The 24,934-nt window shown below is 67.0% G+C and carries 24 protein-coding genes; 12 read left to right on the top strand and 12 right to left on the bottom strand.

Annotated elements, in window-relative coordinates:
- The first annotated feature begins 62 nt into the window (after nt 1-62).
- Complete coding sequence (locus tag HIM68_RS13350) at nt 63-254, top strand: hypothetical protein (protein ID WP_039211572.1); 192 nt, start codon at nt 63-65, stop codon at nt 252-254.
- Between the two features lie 30 nt (nt 255-284).
- Here HIM68_RS13350 and HIM68_RS13345 read toward each other — a convergent pair whose 3' ends face one another.
- Together HIM68_RS13345 and HIM68_RS13340 are read right to left on the bottom strand one after the other, a co-directional pair.
- Nucleotides 285-1,211 carry a serine/threonine dehydratase gene (locus tag HIM68_RS13345; RefSeq protein WP_172172940.1) on the bottom strand — a complete coding sequence of 309 codons (927 nt, stop codon included), beginning with the start codon at nt 1,209-1,211 and terminating at the stop codon, nt 285-287.
- A gap of 145 nt (nt 1,212-1,356) precedes the next feature.
- The gene (locus tag HIM68_RS13340) at nt 1,357-2,721 is read right to left on the bottom strand and encodes an MFS transporter (RefSeq protein WP_172172938.1); all 1,365 of its coding nucleotides are present in this window, start codon (nt 2,719-2,721) and stop codon (nt 1,357-1,359) included.
- Nucleotides 2,722-3,075: 354 nt separating this feature from the next.
- Here HIM68_RS13340 and paaZ point away from each other — a divergent pair, with 354 nt between their 5' ends.
- On the top strand, nt 3,076-5,112 hold the full coding sequence (gene paaZ, locus HIM68_RS13335; RefSeq protein ID WP_172172936.1) for a phenylacetic acid degradation bifunctional protein PaaZ: 2,037 nt from the start codon (nt 3,076-3,078) through the stop codon (nt 5,110-5,112).
- Nucleotides 5,113-5,206: 94 nt separating this feature from the next.
- Here paaZ and HIM68_RS13330 read toward each other — a convergent pair whose 3' ends face one another.
- From HIM68_RS13330 to HIM68_RS13320, 3 genes are read right to left on the bottom strand one after another with little or no spacing between them, the layout of a single operon-like run.
- Nucleotides 5,207-6,172, bottom strand: coding sequence for a diacylglycerol kinase family protein (locus HIM68_RS13330; protein ID WP_172172934.1), 966 nt, complete (start codon nt 6,170-6,172; stop codon nt 5,207-5,209).
- Complete coding sequence (locus tag HIM68_RS13325) at nt 6,169-7,815, bottom strand: FAD-binding oxidoreductase (protein ID WP_253903966.1); 1,647 nt, start codon at nt 7,813-7,815, stop codon at nt 6,169-6,171. Before HIM68_RS13325 ends, HIM68_RS13330 begins: the two co-directional genes overlap by 4 nt.
- 5 nt (nt 7,816-7,820) lie before the next feature.
- Entirely contained in the window at nt 7,821-9,425 is a 1,605-nt protein-coding gene (locus HIM68_RS13320; protein ID WP_172172930.1) for a glycerol-3-phosphate dehydrogenase/oxidase, read from the bottom strand.
- A 67-nt stretch (nt 9,426-9,492) separates the two neighbouring features.
- Here HIM68_RS13320 and HIM68_RS13315 point away from each other — a divergent pair, with 67 nt between their 5' ends.
- Nucleotides 9,493-10,164 (top strand): TetR/AcrR family transcriptional regulator, encoded by a 672-nt coding sequence (locus HIM68_RS13315; protein WP_172172928.1) that lies wholly within the window; start codon nt 9,493-9,495, stop codon nt 10,162-10,164.
- A 24-nt stretch (nt 10,165-10,188) separates the two neighbouring features.
- Here HIM68_RS13315 and HIM68_RS13310 read toward each other — a convergent pair whose 3' ends face one another.
- The 3 genes from HIM68_RS13310 to paaI form a co-directional block, all read right to left on the bottom strand.
- A complete protein-coding gene (locus HIM68_RS13310; RefSeq protein ID WP_172172926.1) occupies nt 10,189-10,890 on the bottom strand; it encodes a TetR/AcrR family transcriptional regulator in 702 nt (233 codons plus the stop codon).
- 107 nt (nt 10,891-10,997) lie between these two features.
- Nucleotides 10,998-12,293 (bottom strand): phenylacetate--CoA ligase PaaK, encoded by a 1,296-nt coding sequence (gene paaK / locus HIM68_RS13305; protein WP_139467747.1) that lies wholly within the window; start codon nt 12,291-12,293, stop codon nt 10,998-11,000.
- 159 nt (nt 12,294-12,452) lie between these two features.
- Nucleotides 12,453-12,986, bottom strand: coding sequence for a hydroxyphenylacetyl-CoA thioesterase PaaI (gene paaI / locus HIM68_RS13300; RefSeq protein WP_139467748.1), 534 nt, complete (start codon nt 12,984-12,986; stop codon nt 12,453-12,455).
- A gap of 562 nt (nt 12,987-13,548) precedes the next feature.
- Between paaI and paaA the strand changes: the two genes are divergently transcribed.
- The 9 genes from paaA to HIM68_RS13255 all read left to right on the top strand — a co-directional run bounded on the left by paaA (nt 13,549) and on the right by HIM68_RS13255 (nt 21,468).
- The gene (gene paaA, locus HIM68_RS13295; RefSeq protein WP_216657144.1) at nt 13,549-14,583 is read left to right on the top strand and encodes a 1,2-phenylacetyl-CoA epoxidase subunit PaaA; all 1,035 of its coding nucleotides are present in this window, start codon (nt 13,549-13,551) and stop codon (nt 14,581-14,583) included.
- The gene (paaB, locus tag HIM68_RS13290; RefSeq protein WP_172172924.1) at nt 14,580-14,921 is read left to right on the top strand and encodes a 1,2-phenylacetyl-CoA epoxidase subunit PaaB; all 342 of its coding nucleotides are present in this window, start codon (nt 14,580-14,582) and stop codon (nt 14,919-14,921) included. The genes paaA and paaB overlap by 4 nt, the downstream gene beginning before the upstream one ends.
- A 13-nt stretch (nt 14,922-14,934) precedes the next feature.
- Nucleotides 14,935-15,915: a 1,2-phenylacetyl-CoA epoxidase subunit PaaC gene (gene paaC, locus HIM68_RS13285; RefSeq protein WP_172172922.1), complete on the top strand. Its 981-nt coding sequence runs from the start codon at nt 14,935-14,937 to the stop codon at nt 15,913-15,915.
- The gene (paaD, locus tag HIM68_RS13280) at nt 15,909-16,466 is read left to right on the top strand and encodes a 1,2-phenylacetyl-CoA epoxidase subunit PaaD (protein WP_229664029.1); all 558 of its coding nucleotides are present in this window, start codon (nt 15,909-15,911) and stop codon (nt 16,464-16,466) included. Before paaC ends, paaD begins: the two co-directional genes overlap by 7 nt.
- The gene (gene paaE / locus HIM68_RS13275) at nt 16,466-17,584 is read left to right on the top strand and encodes a 1,2-phenylacetyl-CoA epoxidase subunit PaaE (RefSeq protein ID WP_172172920.1); all 1,119 of its coding nucleotides are present in this window, start codon (nt 16,466-16,468) and stop codon (nt 17,582-17,584) included. Before paaD ends, paaE begins: the two co-directional genes overlap by 1 nt.
- Nucleotides 17,585-17,689: 105 nt before the next feature.
- Nucleotides 17,690-18,853, top strand: a complete 1,164-nt coding sequence (locus tag HIM68_RS13270; RefSeq protein WP_172172918.1) for a thiolase family protein — start codon at nt 17,690-17,692, stop codon at nt 18,851-18,853.
- Entirely contained in the window at nt 18,850-19,761 is a 912-nt protein-coding gene (locus HIM68_RS13265) for an enoyl-CoA hydratase/isomerase family protein (protein WP_367647535.1), read from the top strand. Before HIM68_RS13270 ends, HIM68_RS13265 begins: the two co-directional genes overlap by 4 nt.
- Complete coding sequence (locus tag HIM68_RS13260) at nt 19,758-20,627, top strand: 3-hydroxyacyl-CoA dehydrogenase family protein (RefSeq protein WP_172172916.1); 870 nt, start codon at nt 19,758-19,760, stop codon at nt 20,625-20,627. Before HIM68_RS13265 ends, HIM68_RS13260 begins: the two co-directional genes overlap by 4 nt.
- 64 nt (nt 20,628-20,691) lie before the next feature.
- Nucleotides 20,692-21,468: an enoyl-CoA hydratase/isomerase family protein gene (locus tag HIM68_RS13255; protein ID WP_139467755.1), complete on the top strand. Its 777-nt coding sequence runs from the start codon at nt 20,692-20,694 to the stop codon at nt 21,466-21,468.
- Here the strand turns inward: HIM68_RS13255 and HIM68_RS13250 are convergent.
- The 4 genes from HIM68_RS13250 to HIM68_RS13235 form a co-directional block, all read right to left on the bottom strand.
- Nucleotides 21,465-22,214: a TVP38/TMEM64 family protein gene (locus tag HIM68_RS13250; RefSeq protein WP_172172914.1), complete on the bottom strand. Its 750-nt coding sequence runs from the start codon at nt 22,212-22,214 to the stop codon at nt 21,465-21,467. The two genes, HIM68_RS13255 and HIM68_RS13250, sit on opposite strands and share 4 nt — an antisense overlap.
- Nucleotides 22,215-22,259: 45 nt before the next feature.
- Nucleotides 22,260-23,735 (bottom strand): S1C family serine protease, encoded by a 1,476-nt coding sequence (locus HIM68_RS13245; protein WP_172172912.1) that lies wholly within the window; start codon nt 23,733-23,735, stop codon nt 22,260-22,262.
- A gap of 133 nt (nt 23,736-23,868) precedes the next feature.
- Complete coding sequence (locus tag HIM68_RS13240; RefSeq protein ID WP_139467758.1) at nt 23,869-24,477, bottom strand: DUF998 domain-containing protein; 609 nt, start codon at nt 24,475-24,477, stop codon at nt 23,869-23,871.
- On the bottom strand, nt 24,474-24,911 hold the full coding sequence (locus HIM68_RS13235; protein ID WP_172172910.1) for a MarR family winged helix-turn-helix transcriptional regulator: 438 nt from the start codon (nt 24,909-24,911) through the stop codon (nt 24,474-24,476). Before HIM68_RS13235 ends, HIM68_RS13240 begins: the two co-directional genes overlap by 4 nt.
- Between the last annotated feature and the right edge of the window lie 23 nt (nt 24,912-24,934).

The following is a 24,934-nucleotide window of genomic DNA, read 5'->3' as shown; positions in this document are numbered from 1 at the left end:
GATCGGCTGGGACGATCACCGCGCGCATTGCACGGCTGTGCACTCGGGCCTAGGCTTGAGGCATGAAGATGAGTACCGTGTGGAGCATCATCGGCGCGATCATCGCCATCATCATCGCATGGTGGGTGGTCAACGTCGCGTTCTCCATTGCGTGGTTCCTCGTCAAGGCCATTATCACCGTCGTCGTGGCGCTCGCGATCTTCGGCCTCATCAAGGCTTCGCTGAAGTCCAAGGACCGCGACCGAACGCGCTGACTTCCGGCCTTCGACCGCGCTGACTGCGCCTCAGAGATCGCCGAGGCTCGTGTTCGCCCCGCAGAGGACGACGCAGACCTTCTCTCCTTCGGCCGGCACGTAGCCGACACCGCTGACTCCTGCCAATGCCGTGGCCGCCGCATGCTCGACCGCCAGCCGGTGTTCGTCCCATAGTCGCTGCCGTGCTTCGACGATGGCGTCGTCGCCGACCAGCACCGAGGTGACCAGATCCGACCGTGCCGCCTCCAGTGCCAGCGGTGTCGCCCGCCTGGCACCGAGCGAATCTGCGGCTACCGAATCGACCGTGACGTCGACCGGCTCGTCCGCCTCAATCGCTGCTTTCAGCGCTCGACAGTTCTCCGGCTCAACCGCGACAGTGCGCACTCCGTGATGAGTCGCCGCAGTCGCGACGCCGGCGAACAGTCCGCCCCCGCCGACGGAGACGACTACCGTGTCGAGATCGGGCACCTGCGCCAGGATCTCGGTCATCAGCGTGCCTGCACCGGCCGCGATGAGCGGGTGGTCGTAGGCGTGCGAGGCCAGCGCCCCCGATGAGACGACGAAATCCTGGCAGGCGGCGGCCGCCTCGGCGAATTCGGAACCGACCAACTCCACTCGCGCGCCATACGAACGCAGCCGTTCGACCTTCACGCTCGGCGCGGTGGTCGGCAGGAAGACGGTCGCCGGTACACCGGCGGCACGGGCGGCCCATGCGCAGGCGAGTCCGGCGTTCCCGCCCGAGGCGATCGTCACTCCCGCCTCGGGGAAGGTGCCTTCGGCAAGGTGAGCCTGGATGAAGTTCTGTGCACCGCGGGCCTTGAACGTGCCGGTGTGCTGCATGAACTCGAGGGCGAAGACGTGTCCTTCCTCGTCGGCCGGGGCCACGGTCACCGGGCGCACACGGCCGGCGATCCGTGCAGCGGCGGCTTCGATGTCGGAGTACGTCAGCTCAGTCATCTCATCAGCCTATGCGAGAGCTGCTGAGGGGGTGCGCCGCCTCGGTGGATTGTTGGGTCGATCCACGGCGTTTCAGGCGGAGGAATCACCGTGGATCGACCAGGAAATCGAGGTGCAGGTGACGAACCAGGGGTTCGCGGCAGCCTCAGTGATGCTTCGTCAGGCCGAGGTCGTTGCCCTTCGTCTCCTTGACGAGGCTGACGCCGATGAGCGAGATGATGCACACGATGATCATGTAGATCGCGATCGAGATCGATTTTCCGGTCTCGGCGAGCAGGGTCTCGGCGATGGTCGGGGCGAAGGCACCGCCGAGGATCGCACCGAGCGCGTAGCCGATCGAGACACCCGAGTAGCGGACCTCGACAGGGAACATCTCCGCATACATCGCCGACATCGGGCCATACGACAGGCCCATGCCGACGGTGAGGACGAAGATGCCGATGCCGTACATCCAGATGTTGGCCATATCGATCATGAGGAAGGTCGGGATGAGCCAGACGATGAGCAGGACGTACCCGATCTGGAAGGTCCGCACGCGACCGAGCTTGTCCGACAGCGCACCGCCCCACATCGTGAACACCAGCCAACCGAAGCTCGCGAGCGTCGTCGCCAACAGCACGGGTGCACGGTCGAGGCCGACGGAACCACCCTCGGCTGTGGGGCGGGAGGCGTAGGCGGCGAAGAACGCGATGATCACGTAGCCCACGGCGTTGTTGCCGATGAAGATGAGCGCGGAGAGGACGACTTCCTTCGTGTTCTTCTTGAACAGGGTGCCCAGCGGAGCCGAGGATTCGGCCTTGCGCTCGGCGAGCTCGGCGAAGACCGGGGACTCCTCGACCTGCCGGCGGATGTAATAGCCGACGAAGACGAGGACGACGGAGAAGAGGAACGGGATCCTCCATCCGAAGCTCGCGAACTGTTCGGCGGAGAGGACCGTGGTGAGCACCCAGATCACACCGGTGGCCAGGATCATGCCGACCGGCACACCGATCTGCGGGTACGCACCGAAGATGCCGCGCTTGGAGATCGGAGCATGCTCGACCGACAGCAGCGCGGCCCCACCCCATTCGCCGCCGGCGGAGAAGCCCTGGAGGATCCGCAGCAGGGTGAGCAGGATCGGGGCACCGACTCCGATCATCGCGTAGTTCGGGAGCAGACCGATGAGCGAGGTCGCGGCCCCCATGAGGATGAGTGTGAGCACGAGCATCTTCTTGCGTCCGATCCGATCGCCGAGGTGGCCGGCGATGATCGCGCCCAGCGGTCGGAAGAGGAACGAGATGCCCAGAGATGCCCACGCCATGATCTGGCCGAGTGCCGGATTGTCCGCGGCCAAAGGGCCGAAGTACTGGGCGGAGAGGACGAGGCCGGCGGCCTGAGCGTAGATGAAGAAGTCATACCACTCGATGGTGGTGCCGACGAGGGTGCCCGCGAGAACTTTGCGTTCCTCGCGGGTGGTCGTATGTGGGGTGGCCGGATTCGGAGTGACCGGGCCTGATGCGGTGGCGGACATGAGCGGAACCTTCTGTTGCTGGGCGACTTTGCCGGGTGCCGTCTCCGGAGGCGGTGGTCCTCGACTCTGAGTGATCGCCGGTGCCTCGGGTCTGGCGGCGGACGGATGGACGTCTGCCTCGACTGACTGCCTGGTCAGTAATTGAGAACGATCATAGGTCAGAATGCACCCCCGTGTCACTCGCACATCGACGAAGCGCGCCGAGGATGTGCCGCGGTTCCGTCCGATCGCCTTATGCGAGGCAGCTCATGACAATTACCGACCGATTGGTTAGTATATGTTGAGGAATCGGCAGCGGTGCCGAATGCGGCCGCCGTGGACCGGGAGACGTCGTTTCACCAGGGAGAGCAAAGCATGACCGAAATCGTCAGTTCCTATGTGGCCGGAACCTGGCACACCCCCGGCTCGGCCGACGGTGCCCGGCCCGTCCGCGACGCCGGCACGGGGGAGCTCCTGCACTCGGTGAGCTCGGCCGGAGTCGATTTCTCCGCCGTCGCCGACCACGCCCGGACCACCGGCATCGCCGAACTGCAGAAGCTCACCTTCCACCAGCGCGGTGTGATCCTCAAGAAGCTCGCCACCTACCTCATGGAGCGCACGAAGGACTACCACGAGATCTCCTTCACCACCGGCACCACGAAGCGCGACGCCTTCGTCGACATCGAAGGCGGAATCGGCACACTCTTCACCTACTCCGGCGTCGCCCGCCGCCAGATGCCGAACTCGACCGTCCACCTCGACGGCGGAGTCGAGCGCCTGTCGAAGAACGGCACCTTCGTCGGCCGCCACATCCTCACCTCCCGGCAGGGCCTCGCGCTGCAGATCAACGCCTTCAACTTCCCCGTCTGGGGCATGCTCGAGAAGTTCGGACCGATGTTCACAGCCGGCGTCCCCGTCGTCGTCAAACCCGCCACCGACACCGCCCACCTGACCCACGCCGTGGTCGCGGATATGATCGAATCCGGTCTGCTCCCTGCCGGTGCGATCCAGCTGGTCACCGGTGACGTCACCCCGCTCTTCGACCATCTCGCCGAACAGGACGCGATCGCGTTCACTGGCTCAGCCAACACCGCCCGCACGCTGTCCGCGCTCGACTGCGTGACTCAGCGCGGCACCCACTTCTTCGCCGAGGCGGACTCACTCAACTTCTCCCTGCTCGGTCCCGACGCCGCACCCGGAACGGAGGAATTCGACCTCTTCGTCTCCGGCGTCGTCGCCGAGATGACCGTCAAGGCCGGACAGAAGTGCACCGCGATCCGCCGCACCTTCGTCCCCGAGGTCCACGCCGAGGCGGTTGCTGAAGCCATCACCGCAAAGCTCGCCACCCAAGGTGTGGGCGATCCGCGCGAGAAGTCCACCCGCCTGGGCCCCGTCGTCTCCGACAAGCAGCGCACCGACGTCCTCGACGCTGTCGACCAGATCATCGCCGGGGGAGCCCGCGTGCTCACCGGTGGGCGTGAGGAATCCGATCGTCTGGCCGCCGAACATGGCGGAGCCTATGTCGCAGCCACCGTCCTCCAGGCCGATGACGCCTGGTCCGATGCCGTCCACGACATCGAAGCCTTCGGACCCGTGACCTCGATCATCACCTATTCCGACACCGAGGATGCCGTCCGCCTGGCCGCCCGTGGCCGCGGTTCGCTGGTCGGATCCGTCGTCACCCACGACCGTGAGTTCGCCACCGAATTCGTCCGGAAGATCGCCCCATGGCACGGCCGTGTGCTCGTCCTCGACCGTGACGATGCCGAAGAGTCGACCGGTCACGGTTCGCCGCTGCCGAACCTCATCCACGGCGGCCCCGGACGGGCCGGCGGCGGTGAGGAGATGGGCGGACTGCGCGGCGTCGAGCACTTCATGCAGCGCACCGCGATCCAGGCCTCCCCGGACATGCTCACCGCGATCGGCGGGGAATGGGTCAACGGATCGGAGCGCCGCCTCGGCGATCATCCGTTCACGAAGTCGCTGGCGGACCTACGCGTCGGTGACACACTCGATTCGGAATGGCGGGAGGTCACGCTCGACGATATCGAGCACTTCGCGAACTTCACCGGGGACACCTTCTACGCCCACATGAACGAGGAGGCGGCCGCCGCGAACCCGTTCTTTCCGGGACGCGTGGCGCACGGCTACCTCATCGTGTCCTTCGCCGCCGGACTCTTCGTCCAGCCGGACCCGGGCCCGGTGCTCGCGAACTACGGACTCGAAGGGCTCAACTTCATCACGCCTGTCTCCCCAGGTGACAAGCTCAAGGTGACGCTCACCGCCAAGCGCATCACCCCGCGTGAGACCGACGAATACGGTGAGGTCCGCTGGGACGCGCAGGTCGTCAACCAGAACGACGAACCCGTGGCGAACTACGACGTGCTCACCCTGGTGGCCAAGGAGTACTGAGGGCTCGGTTGGGTTGAAGGCCCTGCCGGCCGGACAGGCAGGTAAGAGTCGCCCCGCGCGGAGGATGTGCATCCTCGGCGCGGGGCGACGTTGTTCATGAGGTCCGGGGCACCCGGACCCTGAGTGATGACGGACGGATCGTCACGGTCGCCGGGGTCTGTGCGACCGCGTCGCCGTCGGCGACGATCTCGACCGGTGCGGCACCGGCGGGAGTGTCGATGCGGATCTCGCGAGCCCGGCTGAGATGGATGTGCGGGTGACGGTCGTGCCTGCCGGACATGAACGCGACGAGTTCGACGGCGAGCTTCGGCAGCCATGCCTCCTTGAGGAGGACGACGTCGATGAGTCCGTCGTCGATCGCCGCCTCGGGTGACAGTGTGAGCCCGCCCCCGTAGCGGCCGGAATTCGCGAACCCCGCGGTGAGGCCGCGGAAATCGAGGCGCTGTCCGTCGACTGTCAGCTCGAGGTCGATGCTCCTCGGCGGCAGGATCGCACGCAGGATCCCGTACAGGTACACCCAATGGCCCCGGACGACCCTGGTCGAGTTCGCATGCCGCTGGACGGTCGAGTCGAGGCCGAGACAGACGTTGCCGAGGCTGATCGTGCCATCGAGGTCGAGCACGTCGATCACTCGATCGCGGCCGTCGGCGATCGTGGCCACAGCCTCTTCGACGCGCTTCGGGATGCCGAGTTTGCCGGCGAGGTCATTGCCGCGGCCACCGGCGATGACGCCCAGTGCCGTGTCCGTATCGACGAGGCCTGCGGCGACTGTACGCGCCATCCCGTCACCGCCGAGTGCGCCGACGACCTTGGCGCCCTCGGCGGCGAATGCTGCGGCGAGTTCCTTCGCATGTTCCTCGCTCGTGCTTCTCACGAGCCGCGCCTCGAGGCCGTGTGCGGCGAAGGCGTGGACGAGCGGATCGATGCGTCTGAGCACCGCTCCGCGCCGTGCCGTGGGATTAAGGATCACGGGCACGACCGCCGGATCGGCGACCGGCCGTGCAGAGCCCCGGTCTGCGGAATCCGTGCCGAAGTCGCCCTTGTCTTCGATGCCGCTCACAGTCGATCCGGTCCGTTCATCAGCTTGCCGGGATTCATGATGCCGGTCGGGTCGACCTCGGCCTTGGCTGCGCGCAGCATCCGCAACCACATCTGACCGGTCTCGGCGGGTAACCATGGAGCGTGGTCGGTGCCGACGGCATGGTGATGGGTGATCGTTCCGCCGCCCGCCATGATGGCGTCGCTGGCCGCGGACTTCAGCGCCTTCCACTGGGCGATCTCCGCCCCGACCTCCTGCTTGGCGAAGACCGTGTAGTACAGCGAACAGCCGGTGGCGTAGAGATGCGAGACGTGGCAGAGCACGAATGCAGGAGTGCCGCGCTCGGCCATCGCTTTCTCGATTCCGGCGCTGATCGTGCCGTGGAGGTCATTCACCTTCGACCACGGGGCAGAGGTCTCCATCGTCTCGACGATCATGCCCTCACGCAGCAGCTGATCCCGCAGGTACGGAGTCGAGAAGCGGTGCTTCTCCCACGAGGTCTCCGGAACCGCGCCGAGGTTGACGCCCTTGTGCCTGCGCACGATCGAACGACCCTTGGAGCGACGCGCACGAACATCGGAGGGGGTGCCGTCGTAGCGGACGACCAGCAGGCAGGGAGTCGTGAGGCCGCGGGCGCGCAGGTACGCGAGAACGCCCTTGCGCTGCAGCTCGCTGCCGAGCTGCGCGAGACCGAACGCGGTCTCGTTGACATCCGAGAGACGGGCGATGTCGAGGTGCAGTCCCGACTGCTCCATCTCCCGCAGCGCCGCAGCCCCGGATTCGAAGTCCGGGAAGAACCAGGAGTCGCCCTGCACTGCCTTCGGCACGCGATGGATCCGCAGGGTCGCCTCGGTGATGATGCCCAGCGTTCCCTCGGAGCCGACGAACAGCTGGCGCGGATTCGGTCCGGCCGCCGTCGCCGGGGTGGTGCGCAGCTCGACGGGACCGTTCGGGGTCGAACAGCGCAGACCGCAGACGTTCTCATCGATGCGGCCGTAACCGGTCGACTGCTGACCGGCCGAGCGGGTGGCGACCCAGCCGCCGATGGTGCTGAACTCGAAGGACTGCGGATAGTGGGCGAGCGTGAAGCCGCGAGCCTGCAGCGCCTCCTCGAGGTCGGGTCCGAAGACTCCGGCCTGGACGGTGGCCGTCAGCGACTCCTCGTCGATGTCGATGACCCTGTCGAGGCGAGCCAGGCTGATGCTCACGACCGCCGCGAACTCGCCGCGCACGGCATCGATGCCGCCGACGACGCTGGTGCCGCCGCCGAAGGGAACGACCGCCACGGATTCCTCGGCGCACAGCGCGAGGAGGGTGTCCACCTCGGCGTTCGAAGCCGGGTAGAGCACCGCATCGGGAGCGGTGACCAGCTCGCCGCTGCGCAGCCGGATGAGGTCGGGAAGGCTGCGCCCGGCCGCATGGGAGACGCGGACGGCGCGATCGTCGCGGACGAATTCCTCGCCCACCGCCTCGGCGAAACGGGCCCTGACTGCGGACGGCAGGACTGATTCGGGCAGCTCGACGTCCTCGAGCGCCACATGCGGCCTGTCGACTCCGGCCGGCCACCCGCAGTGTTTGCTCAGTATCACCTTCGCCCCGGGCTTGACCGGGCCGTCGTGGCCGTCTTCGCCCCAGCCCCACCAGCGCATACGCGGCTTGTCCATGGTCGTCATCCTTCGTGTCGTGATTCGGTGGTGAGTTCCGGAGCGAGCCGGGCCACAGCGTCATAGAGGTCAGCGCGGTCGGCGTCGACGAGTCCCCACCGGGTCCGCCGGTCGATGAAGTCCTCGACCGTCAGCGCCAGTTCGTGTTCGACGGCGAAACGGACCTCCGCGCCGGTCAGCGGGATGCCCTCGCGCACGGGTTCGTTGAGGGAGGGGTCGGCATCGCCGTAGGCTGCCACCTTCGCCGCGTCGGTTCCGTAGATGGCGACGAGGCGGTCGGGCAGGCCGGGTGCGGGTGTGCCCTTGCCGACGAGGCCGAGTTCGGTCGTCCGGCACGCTCCGGCGCGCAGTCCGCCGACCTTGACGACGTCGTCGACGGCGTCTTCGGCCATGCGGCGGTAGGCGGTGAGCTTGCCCCCGACGATCGTCAGCGCCCCGGTCCGCGAGTCGCGCAGCAGGGCGTGCTTGCGGGAGAGGTCGGCGCTGCTCGAGGTGCCGCTTGTCTTGATCAGCGGGCGGAAGCCGGCGTAGCCGCCGACGATGTCGTCAGTGGTCAGCTTGTCTTCGAGAACGGCGTTGATCGTGTCGAGGAGGAACGCCTCCTCATCGCCGTCGGGAAGGGCGCGGTCCGGGATCGGTCCGTGGTGCGGATCGTCGGTGAGACCGATCATGACCAGACCGTTGGGCCACGGCACGGCGAAGACGTAGCGACCGAAGTGACCGGGCACCGGGGCGGTGATCGCGGCCTGTGGGTCGCCGAGGCGGGCGGCAGGAACGAGAATGTGCGAACCCTTGCTCGGTGCCAGTTCGACCTCGTCCGAGAGAGTGTCCGACCAGACGCCGGCTGCATTGACGATCTGTCGGGTGCGCAGCGTGTGCTCATCCCCGGTGAGGCGGTCCCTGATGTGCACGCGGGTGGGTTCGATGTCGGTCGCCTCGGCGTAGGTGATGACACCCGCACCGTGTTCGGCGGCGGTCCGGGCCAAGACGACGACGAGCCGGGCATCGTCGATGAGCTGACCGTCCCAGCTGAGCAGTCCGCCGCGCAGACCGTCGGTCGCCGTCGTCGGGGCGAGCTGCCGGACTTCGGCGGCCGAGACGCGGCGGGGATGGGGGAGAAGCTCCTTCGGGGTGCGGGCGAGCATCCGCAGGAGGTCGCCGGCGTGGAAGCCGGTGTTCGTCATGGCCGCCTCGACGCGACCGACCCCCGGATGCAGCAGGAAGATCATCGGCAGCGGCCGGATGAGGTGCGGGGCGATGGTGTTCATCAGCCGGCCGCGTTCGACGGCGGATTCCCACGCGATCCCGATATCGCCCTTCGCGAGGTAGCGCAGTCCGCCGTGGGCGAGTTTCGATGACCAGCTGCTCGTTCCCGAGGCGAGGTCGCCGCGTTCGACGAGGGTGACAGAGAGTCCGCGGCTGGCCGCGTCCAGAGCGACGCCGGTGCCGGTGAATCCACCGCCGATGACGACGACGTCGGAGATATTCGCCGAGGCGGCCGCGAGGTCACGTTCGCGCTGAGCGGCGCTGAGGGACGAGGTGTTCGCTGTGGCTTGGGAGCCGAGCCCCGCCGAGGCCGTGGGGCCGTCGTCTGCATTGGTGGAGGTCATTCCCGCCCTTTCTGGCACGATGCCGTACCAGTTTGCATTCGGCGATCAGTGTTGTCAAGATCACACTGTGACTACTCAAGGACGCCCCTACGCCGGAGCCAGCCGCGAAGCGCGGGAGAGTGCTCGGCGGGAACAGATCATCGCGGCAGGGATCGAACTGTTCGGGACTCAGGGATACCGGGCGGCCACGGTGGGCGCGATCTGCGAGACCGCGGGGTTGAACAAGCGCTACTTCTATGAGTCCTTCTCCACCTTGGAGGATCTCCTGGTCGAGGTCTACGAGCGGGTGGTGGCCGATCTGCGGGCCGTGGTGCTCGCTGGTGGTGCGGCCGATGCAGGGGGCTCTGAGACTGTGACGGAGGCGCAGGGCGCCGAGGCCATGGCGGTGCTGCGCGGATTCATGGGCGGGTTTCTCGGCTGGGCGCAAGAGAACCCGATCTTCGCGCGAGTCCACCTCTTCGAAGTGCTCGGAGTCAGTGCGCGCATCGACGAGCTCTACCGTCGGCACGGTCGGGTGATCGGCGGCGAACTCGCCGATGCGCTCTGCGTGGCCGTCTCGGGCACCGTACTCACCGGCACGCGTCGGAGAGTGCTCGGGGACCTGCTCGTCGGCGCCGGTATTCAGGTCGTCGTCGACTGGGTGATCGGCGACTATCAGCCTCCGAGGCAGGATCTGCTGTCCGAGATCGAATCGACACTCGGCTGGGTTCTGACTGCGGGAGCGATCGGGGAAGGCTGAGCCTCGGAGGCCAGGACCCGACCCTCAGGCCTCCAGGCCTTGGAAGGCCATTGTCGTGACCGCCTCGGCGATGGTGTCGGGGTCGACGGGATAGCTGGGGCGGTACCACTCGGTGATCGAGTTGACCATGCCGAAGAGCAGACGGGTGATGAGCCCGGGGGTGAAGTCCGAGCGCAGACCGCCCTCGGCGATGGCGGCCTCGACGAGCGCACGGACCTTCGCATCGATGTTGCGTCGGGCCTCGAGGGCTTCGCGTTCCAGCGGTGAGTTTCCGCGCACGCGCAGCAGCAAGGTCACCGAATGGTGGTACTCGATGAGGATGACGACGCTGGCGCGCACGGCCAGCTGCAGGCGTTCGAGCGCGGTGACGTTCTCTCGCAGGCTCTCGGTCTCCACAGCGGAATCGAGGGCGCGGATGCCGCGGCTGATCGCCAGGTGCAGCAGCTCTTCCTTCGACTTCACGTGATGGTAGATTGCGGACTTCGTGATGCCGAGCTCACGGGCGACCGTGTCCATCGACGTGCCGTCATAGCCGCGGGAGACGAAGACCTCTGTGGCCTTGTTGATCAAGGTCTCCCGGTCGTAGCCGGGACGGCCGCGGCGCGAGCGTTTGGGGGCGGTCGCCTCGGCGGGGGTCGTCGAGGACGTCGACGCGGCGGTCGTCGATTCCGCAGACGACGTCGTCGGGTCCGGGGTTGTCGACGCAGGTGAGGACGATTCGGGCATGCGCATCAGTCTAATCGGCCACCTCGGTGAGTGCCGCGATCCAAGTCACAGCACTCACCTCGGCGCGCGTCCGCGGCGCCGCTTCAGCGCATGCCCTGCGCCTCATCTCAGCGCACGCCCTCGCGGCGATCGATGATGCGCTTCATCTTGCCGACCGAGCGCGGCAGATCGCCGGGCAGCTTGATGTCGATGGAGCAGGAGACGCCGAGGCGCTCCTTGATGCGGGCGGCCACGAGCTTGTCGAGGCCGTCGAGTTCGACGGCGCCGACGCCTTCGCGGGCCTCGACCTCGACGGTCATCTCATCCATCCGGCCAGGGCGGGTGAGGATGAGCTGGAAGTGGGGGCTCAGCGGTGCGAACTCGAAGAGCACGGTCTCGACGTTCGCGGGGTAGACGTTGACGCCGCGGATGATCATGAGGTCATCGGATCGGCCGGTGATGCGCGAGATGCGGCGGAAGTTCGGGCGCGCGGTGCCCGGCAGCAGTGTTGCCAGATCGTGCGTGCGGTAGCGGATGATCGGCAGCGCTTCCTTCGTCAGCGAGGTGAAGACGAGTTCGCCCTCCTCGCCGTCGGGCAGCACCTCGCCGGTGAAGGGATCGACGATCTCCGGGTAGAAGTGGTCCTCCCAGATCGTCGGGCCGTCCTTCGTCACCGCGGATTCGCAGGCCACGCCGGGGCCCATGACCTCGGAGAGACCGTAGATGTCGACGGCATCGATGTTGAAGGAGTTCTCGATCTCCTTGCGCATCTCGTCCGTCCACGGCTCGGCGCCGCAGATCGCGGTCTTCAGGCTCGTCGAGGTCGGGTCGATGCCCTGCTTGTGGAATTCGTCGAGGATCGTGAGCAGGTACGTCGGGGTGGCCGTGATGATGTCCGGCTTGAAGTCCTGGATGAGCTGCACCTGGCGCGGGGTCTGACCACCGGAGATCGGGACGACGGTGAACCCGTGACGCTCCGCCCCGTGGACGCCGAGGCCGCCGGTGAACAGCCCGTAGCCGTAGGCATTGTGCATCATCTGTCCGCGCTTGCCGCCGGCACCGAGGATGGACCGCGCGATGAGGCTGCCCCAACGATCGAGATCGCCCATCGTGTACCCGACGACGGTCGGCAGGCCCGTCGTTCCCGAGGAGGCGTGGATGCGCGCGACCTGCTCCTGCGGGACGGCGAAGAGCCCGAACGGATAGTTGTCGCGCAGGTCCTGCTTAGTCGTGAACGGCAGCTTCGCAATGTCATCGAGGCTCGTGATGTCGGCGGGAGTCACGCCGAGGTCGTCGAAGGCCTTCCGGTAGAACGGCACCCGTTCGTACACCGAGGTCACCGTCGTCTTGAGGTTCTTCAGCTGGTCGGAGCGCAGCTCGTCCAGGCTCATCCGTTCGCCGGCGTCGAGGTCGGTCTCAGTCATCATCGTCTCCTTGCGAATCTCTTCTGTGTGTCAGATCCAAAAACCGCCGAGGTGGTCCACCGTTCTTCGGTGTTCGGTCGTCGACGGGTGGTTCGGTGGGGGTGGTCCGGCGCGGCATGGTGCCTGTCGCGGAGCCGGCGGCCGTGTGGTTGGTCGGGTCTACTTGCGGGCGGGCAGCGTGCGGGAGCGGCCGCGGTAGGTGGCGATGATGTCGTCGCCGCGCGTGACGGTGACGTCGTAGATGCCCGAGCGGCCCTGCTTGATGACCTCATGGCCGCGGGCGACGAGCTCGTCACCGAGGTACGTGGGTTTGAGGAAGTCGATGTCTCCGCCGGAGGCGACGGTGATCGAGCCGGGATAGTTGCAGGCCATCGCGAAGGTGGTGTCGGCGAAGAGGAAGATGTAGCCGCCGTGGGTGATGTCGTGGCCGTTGGTCATGATGTCGGTGACCGTCATCGAGCACTGCGCCCACCCGGGTCCGTGGTCATCGACGGTGATGCCCAGGTGCTGGGAGGCGCGATCGTTGGCGAACATCGCGGCGGCACCGGTGAGCTCGGGCGCCGCCTCGGTGGGGGCGTCTGCGGGGGACGGAGTGGTCGCCTCGGTGGGGGACTCGGGCGCCGCCTCGGCGGGGGTGGAGGTGTTCGGGGTCTGTGACTCCGCGGTCGTCGTATCGTGGGCGGGCTGTCCCATGGTCGGCTCCTCCTCGAGTCGCGGGTTCAGGCGCCGATGCACGAGGAGTGCCTGCGCCGCTGCGTATTGACGACGGTGAGAGTTCCCCGCGATTCCGGACGGTCAGCCCGTCGGAGAATTAACGACCATCTGGTCAATAAATATCGTTCCGATCGTCGTCGCTGTCAAGTCACGGGGTGCGTTCGGGGTGTGTTCATCTGCGAATCGCGCACGCATCGTCAAGTGCAGGCGGGAATTAGGTCACTATCGGATGGTTTCCGAGAAGACTAGGTCAGCATCGGATAGTTTCTGGCGCCGAAAGTATCCGATGCTGACCTGAATTCGGCAGTCGCCGCTTCGGCTCGGCGACGCGGCAGGACGGCGGGGCTGAGTGGCTCCTTCGCGTGGGCGGCATTGCACCCGGGCCGGGGGTGTGCGACACTGGTGGCAACAATACAGAACAAATGGTCAGTAAATGGATGCCCTCGGGCCCGAGGTCTTACGATGGTCGGACCGATGAGGAGGTCGGCAGCCGCTGACCGAGCCGGGTCCTGACAAGGGCACATCCAAGGGTGGAGTGGTCATGACAACTCAAGTGAACGACAACCGCTTCGATGAGGCGCAGCTGCAGGAGCAGTTCGACGCCACGATCGAGGCCAAGGATCGGATCGAACCCCGGGACTGGATGCCCGAGGCCTACCGCAAGACGCTCATCCGCCAGGTAGCGCAGCACGCGCACTCGGAGATCATCGGCATGCAGCCCGAAGGCAACTGGATCTCCCGCGCGCCCTCCCTGCGTCGCAAGGCGATCCTGCTGGCGAAGGTCCAGGACGAAGCCGGACACGGCCTCTACCTCTACTCTGCCGCCGAGACCCTGGGCGCCACGCGCAACGAACTCACCGAGAAGCTCGTCGCCGGCAAGCAGAAGTACTCCTCGATCTTCAACTACCCGACCCTGTCCTACACGGATGTCGGCACAATCGGTTGGCTCGTCGACGGGGCGGCCATCTGCAACCAGGTGCCGCTGTGCCGGACCTCCTTCGGCCCCTACGGCCGCGCGATGATCCGCATCTGCAAGGAAGAGTCCTTCCACCAGCGCCAGGGCTACGAACTGCTGATGACGATGATGCGCGGCACCGAGGCTCAGCGCGAGATGGTCCAGGAATCGGTCAACCGCTTCTGGTGGCCGGCGCTGATGATGTTCGGACCTCCCGACGACAACTCGCCGAACACCGAGCAGTCGATGGCCTGGGGCATCAAGACCCACACCAACGATGAGCTGCGCCAGAAGTTCGTCGACATGTCCGTCCCGCAGGCCGAAGCCCTCGGCGTGACGTTCCCCGACGAGAACCTCAAATGGAACGAAGAGCGCGGACACTACGACTTCTCCACCCCGAACTGGGACGAGTTCTGGGACGTCGTCAAGGGCAATGGCCCCTGCAACACTCAGCGAATCGCCCACCGCAAGCGCGCCTGGGACGAAGGAGCGTGGGTGCGCGAAGCAGCGCTCGCCTTCGCCGAGAACCAGACCGTCGAGGCGGCCGCCACCCCGGCCGCAACCGCGGACACCCCCGCCGCCGGAGTTGACACCACCACCCCCGAGGAGACTGCGAAATGACCGAGACCAACCCCGGCTCCACCTCGGCGAAGGACGCATCCGCTGCAGGCTCGACCCGCGGCGAATGGCCGCTGTACGAGGTCTTCGTGCGCGGCAAGCGCGGACTCAACCACGTCCACGTCGGATCTCTGCACGCCGCCGACGACCAGATGGCCGTCCACCATGCCCGCGACGTCTACACCCGACGCAACGAAGGCGTGAGCATCTGGGTCGTCCGCGCCTCCGACATCACGGCCTCGAGCCCGGACGAGAAGGACCCGATGTTCGCCCCCAGCGGCGACAAGGTCTACCGCCACCCCACCTTCTACGACATCCCCGCCGATGTCCCCCATATGTGAGAAGGGGCGAGAGATGACTGCGAACAACGAACCCACCATCCACGTCGAACACGACGAAGCCGGCACGAACGTCGATCACGGCGACCACGACAACGCGTACTCCGGTCTGCTCGTCAACGACGCGAACTGGGCCTTCGGCACCGACTTCGAAGACCCCCTGGCCGGCGTCGACACGACCGTGCCCGACGGCGTCGACGCCAAGGACCTCGGCGCGTACTGCCTCATGCTCGGCGACGACGCCCTCGTCTTCAGCCAGCGGATCTCCGAATGGTGCTCGAACGCCCCTGACCTCGAAGAGGACATCGCGCTGGCGAACATCGCCCTCGACCTCCTCGGGCAGGCTCGTCTCCTGCTCGCCCGCGCCGCCGCAGCCGATCCGGAGCTCGTGCCCGAGCTGCCGGCTGGCTCCCCGGTGCCCGATGAGGACCGGCTCGCGTTCTTCCGCAACGACTTGGGCTTCCGCAATGTCCGCCTGGCAGAGGTGCCCAACGGCGACTTCGCCGAGGCGGTCGCGAAGATCCTCATCTACTCCACCTGGCGCCTGTCGATCTTTGAACGCCTCGTAGACAGCCGCGACACCGTGCTCGCGGCCATCGCGGCCAAGGGCGTGAAGGAGATGTCCTACCACCGCGACTTCGCCGGACGCTGGGTCGTGACCCTGGCCCGCGGCACCGAGGAATCGAAGTCCCGCCTGGTCAAAGCCCTCGACGGTCTGTGGCCGCTGTGGTCCGAGCTCTTCGAGACCCACCCGGTCGAGACTGCCGTGGCCGAGGCCGGAATCGGCGTCGACCCCGCGACCGTGGCCGACGAGGCATCCGTCATCCTCGACCAGGTGTTCGCCGCAGCCGGAATCGACCGGCCCGAACGCGGCGGACTGGCCGGAGTCGGCGTCCACGGCGGCAAGGGCCGCGACGGACTCCACACCGAGGCCCTGTCGAAGCTGCTCGCCGAGATGCAGGTCGTCGCCCGGGAACACCCGGAGGGTCAGTGGTGACCGCCATGCTCGAGACCTACCCGACCGACACCCGCACAGCAGACATCACCGACGCCGAGGCGATCGACCGTGCCTGGGCCGCCGCCGAACGCGTGACCGACCCCGAGATGCCGATGCTCACCCTCCTCGACCTCGGAGTTCTGCGCGACGTCACGATCGAGAACGGCCACGTCGTCACCACCATCACCCCCACCTATTCGGGCTGCCCGGCGATGGCGACGATGCGCGATGACCTGCAGCGCGAACTCCTCGAAGCCGGATTCCCCGACGCCGAGGTGCGCGTGTCCCTGACACCCGCGTGGACGAGCGACTGGATCACCGAACGCGGCAGACAAGCACTCAAGGACGCCGGAATCTCCCCACCAGGGTCCGCCCCAGTCCGCACCGGCCCCGTGGCGCTGACCCTCATGCCCACTCGCCGCGCCGTGACCTGCGTGCTGTGCGGATCCGACAACGTCCGCCTGTCCTCCGAGTTCGGCGCGACCGCGTGCAAGGCGATGTACCAGTGCAACGACTGCCTCGAACCGTTCGACCATGTGAAGGAGATCTGATGACACAGACGATCGATCAGACCGCCGAGGCGGCTCCCGCCACCGAGCCCGCCGACGGACGCTCCCGGTCGGCTTTCTACCCACTCACCGTGAAGTCCGTCGACCACCTCACCGAGGATTCGGCCGCAGTGACTTTCGACGTGCCGGCCGAATACAGCGAACTCTTCGACTTCGCCGCCGGACAGTCCCTGACCCTGCGACGCATCATCGACGGCCAGGAGCACCGCCGCACCTATTCGATCTGCGCCCCGGCGGGAACCGCCCCGCGCATCGGTGTCCGCGAAGTCCCCGAAGGGCTCTTCTCCCTGTGGCTGGTCAGCGAGGTCCGAGCCGGCGACACCATCGAGGTGCAGCCGCCCTCGGGCAGCTTCCGCGCCGACGCCTCCGCCGGCGGCCGGCACCTGTGCATCGCGGCGGGTTCGGGAATCACCCCGATGCTCTCCATCGCCTCGACCGTGCTGTCCAACCCCGACGCCTCGGTGACCCTGCTCTACGGCAACCGGCACACGAACACCGTGATGTTCGCCGAGGAGCTCGCCGACCTCAAGGACGCTCGCAACCAACAGCTCGACCTCGTCCACGTCCTCTCCCGCGAACCCCGCGATGTCGAGCTCTTCTCCGGCCGCCTCGACGCGGAGAAGCTGCGGGATCTGCTCACCGCCATCGTCCCGGTCGGCAGCATGGACCATGTGTGGCTGTGCGGCCCCTTCGGCATGCTCGAAGACGCCCGCAAGGTCCTCGCCGAATTCAACGTGCCGAAGGAGAAGATCCACTTCGAGCTCTTCTACGTCGACGAACCCCCACCGGAGGTCGTCCACGCGGACAAGGTCGTCGAAGGTGCGACGAGCGACGTCACGGTCATCCTCGACGGGAAGCGCTCCACCTCGGCGATGTCGCAGGGCAAGACCATCCTCGATTCCGCACAGGAATCCCGGTCCGATCTGCCGTTCGCCTGCAAGGGCGGCGTCTGCGGGACCTGCCGCGCGAAGATCTGCGGCGGCGAAGTCAACATGGTCCGCAACTACGCCCTCGAAGACGCCGAGGTCGAGGCGAACTTCGTCCTCACCTGCCAGACGTTCCCCGTCAGCGACGAAGTCACGGTCGACTTCGACTCCTGAGCGTCCCGAACCCCAGCGGCCCGAACCCCGGCGGGCGCGGGCCGCACACCAACGGGTGCAAGCCCGTACCATGTCACCTACCCGAACTCGTCAGCGAGGAGACCCATGCCCGAGGCATTCATTCTGGACGGACTGCGCACCCCCATCGGACGCTACGGGGGTGCACTGGCCGACCAGCGGCCCGACGACCTCGTGGCGACCACGATGAAGACCGTCGTCGACCGGGCAGGCATCGACCCGACCGATATCGACGAGGTGATCCTCGGCTCGGCGAACCAGGCCGGTGAGGACAACCGGAACATCGCGCGCATGGCCGTGCTCCTGGCCGGACTGCCCGAATCCGTGCCCGGGTTCACCGTCAACCGTCTGTGCGCCTCGGGGATGACCGCGATCACGACGGCACGGGCGATGATCGCCGCGGGAGATGCCGATGTGGTCGTGGCGGGCGGAGTCGAATCGATGACTCGAGCCCCGTGGGTGAGCGAGAAGCCCTCGCGTGCGTGGTCGAAGCCGGGCCGGACCTGGGACACCTCCATCGGCTGGCGGTTCACGAACCCCGCTTTCGGCGAGGACACGACTCTGTCGATGCCGCAGACGGCCGAACGCGTTGCCGAGAAGTGGCAGCTGAGCCGTGAAGCCCTCGACGAATTCGCCTATCAGTCCCATCAGAAGGCGCTGGCCGCGCAGAAGGCCGGCAGCTTCGATCCGGAGATCCTGCCCATCGGAGAAGTCACCGCCGATGAGGGTCCGCGCGATTCGACGTTGGAGAAGCTCGGCAAGCTGCGCCCCATCCACGGACCCGGGGGCGTCATCACCGCCGGAAACTCCTCCTCGCTCAATGACGGTGCCGCCGTCGTCGTGCTCGTGTCCGAGGACTATGCGAGCAAGCACGGACTCACCCCGCGCGCCCGGATCGTCGCCGGTGCCAATGCCGGTGTGTCCCCGGAGATCATGGGCATCGGACCCGTCCCCGCGACCCGGAAGGTGCTCGAGCGCACCGGGTGGAAGGTCGGCGAACTCGAGGCTGTCGAACTCAATGAGGCCTTCGCCTCCCAGTCGCTGGCGTGCATGGGCGACCTCGGCCTCGACCCGGAGACCGTCAACGGCTTCGGCGGAGCGATCGCGCTCGGCCACCCGCTGGGCTGCTCGGGCACCCGCATCACTCTGACCCTGCTCAACCGCCTGGAGCAGGCCGGGGCGAAGAAGGGACTGGCGACCATGTGCGTGGGCGTCGGCCAGGGTTCGGCGCTGCTGCTGGAGCGCGTGTGAGCGCCGGCGGCAACGGCGGGGACACGAACGGCGCACCCGGTGTGAACGATTCCGCCTCCCCGCTGCTCATCGAACGCCATTCCGACCGCACGATCATCCGCCTCAACCGGCCGGAGGTCCGCAACGCCATCGACCAGTCGATGGTCGATGCCCTCCACGCGGTGTGCGCCGAACTCGAGGCCGAACCGAAGGTCGCGATCCTCACTGGCACCTCCGGCATCTTCGCCGCAGGTGCCGATATCTCGCAGCTGCGCAATCGTCGCCGCGATGATGCCCTGGCCGGGATCAACTCGAAGATCTTCTCCCGCATCCAGGAACTGCCGATGCCGGTCATCGCGCTCGTTGAGGGATTCGCCCTCGGCGGCGGAGCCGAGCTCGCCTTCGCCGCGGACTTCCGCATCGGGACCCCGTCGACGAAGATCGGCAACCCGGAGACCGGTCTGGGCATCCTCGCCGCCGCCGGAGCCGCCTGGCGTCTGCGCGAACTCGTCGGCGAGCCCCGCGCCAAGGAGATCCTCCTGGCCGGACGCACCCTGCAGGCCGACGAAGCCAAGGCCATCGGTCTGCTCAACGACGTCGTCGATCCCGAGGACCTCGAACTCGCCGGTCAGGCGCTGGCCGATCGGATTGCGAGCTTCGCACCCGTGGCCGTGCGGCTGAGCAAATCGGCGTTCCACGCGCCGCGTGAAGCGCATCCGCTCATCGACAATGTGGCCCAGGCCGTGCTGTTCGAAACCGAGGAGAAGTTCGCCCGCATGGATGCGTTCCTGTCCAAGCGCGAGGCCAAGAAGGCGAAGAAGGCAGCCGAGCAGGAAAAGGCCGAGCGCGCACGCGCCGAGGCCGTGACCACCGAAGCGATCGACCAGCAGCGCGATTCGCGCACCCGAGAAGAAGGCGGCAACGCATGAGCGACACCACTGACACCCCCACCGAGGCGGCCCCCACCACCGCCCGCGTCCCCGATGTCGTCGGCGTCTTCGGAGGCGGTCGGATGGGTGCCGGAATCGCGCATGCCTTTGCCACCGCCGGTGCCCGCGTCGTCGTCATCGAGAACACCGACGACACCGTGGCCGCAGCCCGGGAACGCATCGACGCCTCGGTCGAGAAATCAAGGTCCAAGGGCATCGAGGTGCCCGGAACCGTCGTCGTCGACCGTGATCCCACCCTGCTCGACGAGGCTCTCCTCGTCGTCGAAGCCGTGCCCGAGATCGTCGAACTCAAACAGGAGGTCCTTGCGACCATCGCGAAGCACGCTCCTGCTGCGAGCATCGGCACGAACACCTCGGCGCTGTCGATCGACGAGCTCGCCGCAGCCCTGCCGCGGCCGCAGGCGCTCATCGGCCTGCACTTCTTCAACCCGGTGCCCGTGTCCGAACTCGTCGAGGTCGTCGTCGGCACCCACACCGATCCCAAGCTCGTCGACGTCGCCAAGGAATGGGTGACGGGTCTGGGGAAGACTGCGATCACGGTGAAGGACTCGCCCGGATTCGCCTCCTCCCGCCTCGGCGTGGCTCTCGCTTTGGAAGCGATGCGGATGGTCGAAGACGGCGTCGCCAGCGCGGAGGACATCGACCGGGCCATGACCCTTGGCTACCGGCATCCGGCCGGGCCGCTGAAGACGACGGACATCGTCGGCCTCGATGTGCGCCTCGGCATCGCCGAGCACCTCGCAGCGGAGATCGGTGAGCGCTTCACACCCCCGCAGATACTGAAGGACAAGGTCGCCGCCGGTGAACTCGGCCGCAAGACCGGACAGGGTTTCTACACCTGGTGACCAAGGACGCCCGCCCGGCGGGCACCGGCCGCACCACACTGACAGGACACGCAAAGGAGCATCCATGACCGAGATCCAACTGAAGAACCGCGGCCCGATCGCCGAGCTCGTCCTCGACGGACCCGAGTCCCGCAACGCCCTCGACGCGGACAACCTCCGCGACATCGCGGCCGCCGTGGCCAAGGTCGCCGAGGCGGTCCCGAACGTCCGCGTCCTCCTCATCCGCGGAGAGGGCAAGGTCTTCTGCTCCGGTCGCGACATCGCGAACGTCGACGTCGAGACGGATGACGCCCACGCCTTCCTCGCCGAGATCTTCGCCCCCGTCTTCCAGGCGATCAGGGCGCTGCCGATCCCCGTGATCGCCCAGGTCCAGGGGGCGGCCCTCGGGCTCGGGTACGGGGTCGCGGCGGCAGCCGACATCATCTTCGCCGCCGATGATGCGAAGTTCGGGTCCCCGTTCGCCGCAATCGGTGCGATGCTCGATTCCGGCGCCCACCACGTGTTCCTCGACCGGGTCGGCTATCACCGGACGATGGATCTCATCGTCACCGGTGATTTCATGACCGGCGCCGAGGCGGCCGCCACCGGGATCGTCTCCCGTGCGGTTCCCGCCGTGGAACTGACCGACTTCGTCGAATCGAAGCTGGAGAAGATCGTCACCGGACCGGCCGAGGCCTTCGCGATGGAGAAGGGCTTCGTGCAGAAACTCGCCGACGAACGCCCGAATCTCGCCGAGGTGCTCGCCCAAGAGGCGGCCCTGCAGGAATCAGCGCGGCAGACCCCGGACTACGCCGAAGGGTTCACGGCGTTCCAGGAGCGTCGAAAGCCGAACTTCGACTAAGACTCAGGAACTTCAGGCGTCTCTGCCTGTGCGTGTTCGGCGTCTCGGGTGCGCTTCCAGCGGCGCATCGTGATGATCGTCAGCGTGATGACCAGTGCCCAGGAGATGCCCACGCCGATGCCGTTGAGGACATTCGGCTCCCCGATGAAGGCGCCGACGGCCACGAGGGAGAGCTGACCCGGCAGGGACGAGATGATGGTGGCGCTGAGGAATGTGCGGTTGTCGATGCCCAGTGCTCCGCTGCCGTAGTTGACCGGCCAATACGGGAACCCGGGCATGAGGCGCAGGGCGCACACTGCGTAGAAGCCGCCGCCAGTGAGCTTGGATTCGATCGTCTCGGCATGGGAGCCGAGCAGCCGCAGCACAGTGTCCCGGCCGAGCGCCCGAGCGATCCAGTAGCCGATCCAGCATCCCGCGACGACTCCGACCATCGACAGAATGGTGCCGAACGGCAGCCCGTAGATGAGTCCTCCGGCGGTGGCCATGATCGTCACGGGGATCGGGGTGGCGGCGACGGCCATATAGATGAGGACGAAGACGGCGAAGCCCCAGAATCCGGCGGCCGCGATATCGGCCTGCAGCACATCGACCGAGGGCATACGAACATTGAAGACCGCCCATACTCCGGCCAGAACGACGAGGGCGAGAGCGATATTGCGCAGGATCGTCGGCCAGTCGAGGCGCCCATGGCCCGACCGGGGGCGGTGCGACCACTCCGCGGGCGAGGCGTCTTCGTGTCCGGGCATGGCCCGATCTTACGTCTCGCCCGGGGTGGTTGGGCAATCTCCGGCTCAGGCTGCGGGGCCCTCGGTCAGAGTCACCTTCGCGCTGTGGGTCTGACCGTTGGCGTCCGTCCAACTCAGCGACACGGTGTCACCGGGCTTGTGCTCGGCGATGGCCGAGGAGAGGCCGGTGCCGTCGGTGATCTGGGTCGAGCCGATCCGGGTGATCGTGTCTCCGGCGGTCAGTCCCGCCTCAGCGGCGGGGGTGTCCTCATAGACCCCGGCGACGACAGCTCCTGCGGCCTGAGACGACGAGCCCGACTGGCTTGGCTGACCTGACTGGCCGTTCGAACTGCCGTCTCCTGGCTGGATCGACTGGCTGCCCTGGCCCGACTGGCTCGACTGCCCGTTCTGCGAATCCTGTTGGACCCCGATGCCGAGGAACGCCGGATAGCCGAGGGTGTTCGTGCTCGTCTGCTCGCCGTCGATGATCGACTCGGCCGTGGACAGCGCCGACTCGATCGGGATGGCGAAGCCGGTGACCGTGGCCGATCCCGACGAGGCCGCGGTATTCATGCCGACGACCTCGCCTTCGTCATCGAGCAGCGCCCCACCCGAATCGCCCGAGACGATATCGGCCTGGACCTGGATCATGTTGTTCAGCGTCTCCGAATCCTCGGAGCCCTGAGCGGTGGTGGTGACGGAGGCGCCGAGGTCGGTGACCGTGCCGTCGGCGGCCTGCAGCTGTCCCTGTCCCTCGGAATTGCCGACGGCGGTGACGTCGTCACCGACCGTGACCGAGTCGTCATCGACCGTGGCCGGCTGCAGGTCCGAGGCGCCCTTGAGCTGGAGCACGGCGACGTCCTCCGTCGAATCGGAGCCGACGACGGAGGCCTCGTAGGTCTTGCCGGTGGTGGCTACGGTGACGGAGATCTTCGTCGAATCGGCGATGACGTGGTTGTTTGTCAGCACGAGACCGTCCTTGCTCAGCACGATGCCGGTGCCGGCCGCCTCGGCGTTCTCATAGCCGAGCTCGGTGTCGATGAGGACGACGCCGGTCGACTCCTTCTCACTCGCCGGGCTGGCCTCCTGCTGGGAAGAGCCGTCGCTGCCCTGGCCGGTGTCAGGGGACTGCGAGCCGCCGCCGGGAGCGGTGCCTCCGCCGTAGCTGCCTTGGCCGCCGTTTCCCTGTCCGAAGTTCGGGGACTGTGTTCCGTTCTGACCGCTGCCCCCTTGGCTGTTGCCGTTCTGCCCGCTGCCCTGGCTGGGGTCGGTCGGCTGCCCGGTGAAGGGGATGGCTGACTCGGTGGTCACGCCCGCGACCGTGCGGGCATGGGCCGCCGCGGCGCCCGGCAGGCCTGCAGTCGTTCCGATGCTCAGCGCCAGCGCCGCTGCCGCTCCGGTGACGGCCAGGGCGAGTCGACGCCTCCGGGGGCGGGATCGGGTGACGGATGCTGCCGTCGTCTCGGTGCCGAATGCGTTCTCACCGTTGTACCCAGCGCCGGTCGCCATCTGTGCTGACCTCATGCGCTTCGACTCGTTCATGGTCTGTGCCTTTCTCCGTTCTGCGGAAGTGCTCTGTGATTCCTATTGAGTACCCGCACGCTGTGGCCAAGCTGTGGCGCAGCTGGAGCGAAGCTTCGACTTTGTCAGTCGAGGGCTGAGAGGGTTGAGCCGATCAGCCGGCGATGACGATGATGCCGATCGCGGCGCCGATGTAGAAGAGGTTGACCGAGAGGATGAAGATGCGTTCGGCGATGCCGAAGAACTTCGGGCGCAGGGGCTTGATGATGAGCACGGCGACGCTGACGATGAGGGACACGAGTGCGAACCACGAGATCACCTGGAGGAGCTGTGCCAAGGGTGCCGGTCCCTCGGCGATGAAGAGTCGCACGAAGTTGCCCATGCAGGCGTAGCTGAGGGCGAACCAGGCGATAGCCATGAGATAGTGCAGTCGCCCGATCGTGGTCAGCTTCTCGCCTTCCAGATCGGTGGGGACGAAGGGCAGGGCGAGGAAGATCATCGCGAGGACCGCGAGGGCGATGCTGACGAACGTCGAATCCTCCCAATCCGGCAAGCCGACGACGACCGCCGCGGCGAGCAATCCCCAGAACGGCACCGTCACCCAGGTCATCGCGCTGCTCAGGCGCCGGGTTGAACCGACCGCATAGTCGCTGACGGCGTGGCTGACGATCGAGTACTCGCTCTTGACGAGGTGGAGAGCGATGAAGAGGGCGAGCCGAGCCAATCCGCAGGCGGCCGCGAGGGCGGCGAGGATGAGGGTCATGAGTGGTCCTTCGGGGTCTCGGAGCGGATGGTGCGGACCTCGTCGTGGAGGTCGCGGATCGTGGAGGCCAGAGAGTTCGGGTCGATGCCGATCGCTCGGGCATTGTCGTCGAGGGAGTGTCCGAGCAGGCGTGCGCAGTGCCCGCTCTTGTCTTCCCCCGCCGAGGTGAGGCGCAGTTCCCTACGATTGCCGGATCCCGGAGTCGCGCCGTTGGTGATGAGGCCGTCGGTCAGCAAGGCTTTGACGATCCCGGATCCGGCCGCCTCGGTGACGCCGAGTGATTTAGAGAGCGTGCGCCCGGTGATGCCGGGGTGCTGGCCGAGGATGACGAGGGCGACGTACTGGTTGTAGGTCAGTCCCTCGGGGCGCAGCATCTGCTCCGCCCACCGGTCGAGTGAGCGGACCAGGTCGTGGAGTTCATGAGCGAGATCCATGCTGTAAGTTAAGCACTTAAGTT

It is taken from the genome of Brevibacterium sp. CT2-23B (genome assembly GCF_013168765.1).
GTDB classification, from domain to species: domain Bacteria; phylum Actinomycetota; class Actinomycetes; order Actinomycetales; family Brevibacteriaceae; genus Brevibacterium; species Brevibacterium sediminis.
The sequence above is the reverse complement of the archived record's forward strand: the minus strand, read 5'-3'. Positions and strand labels throughout refer to the sequence as shown.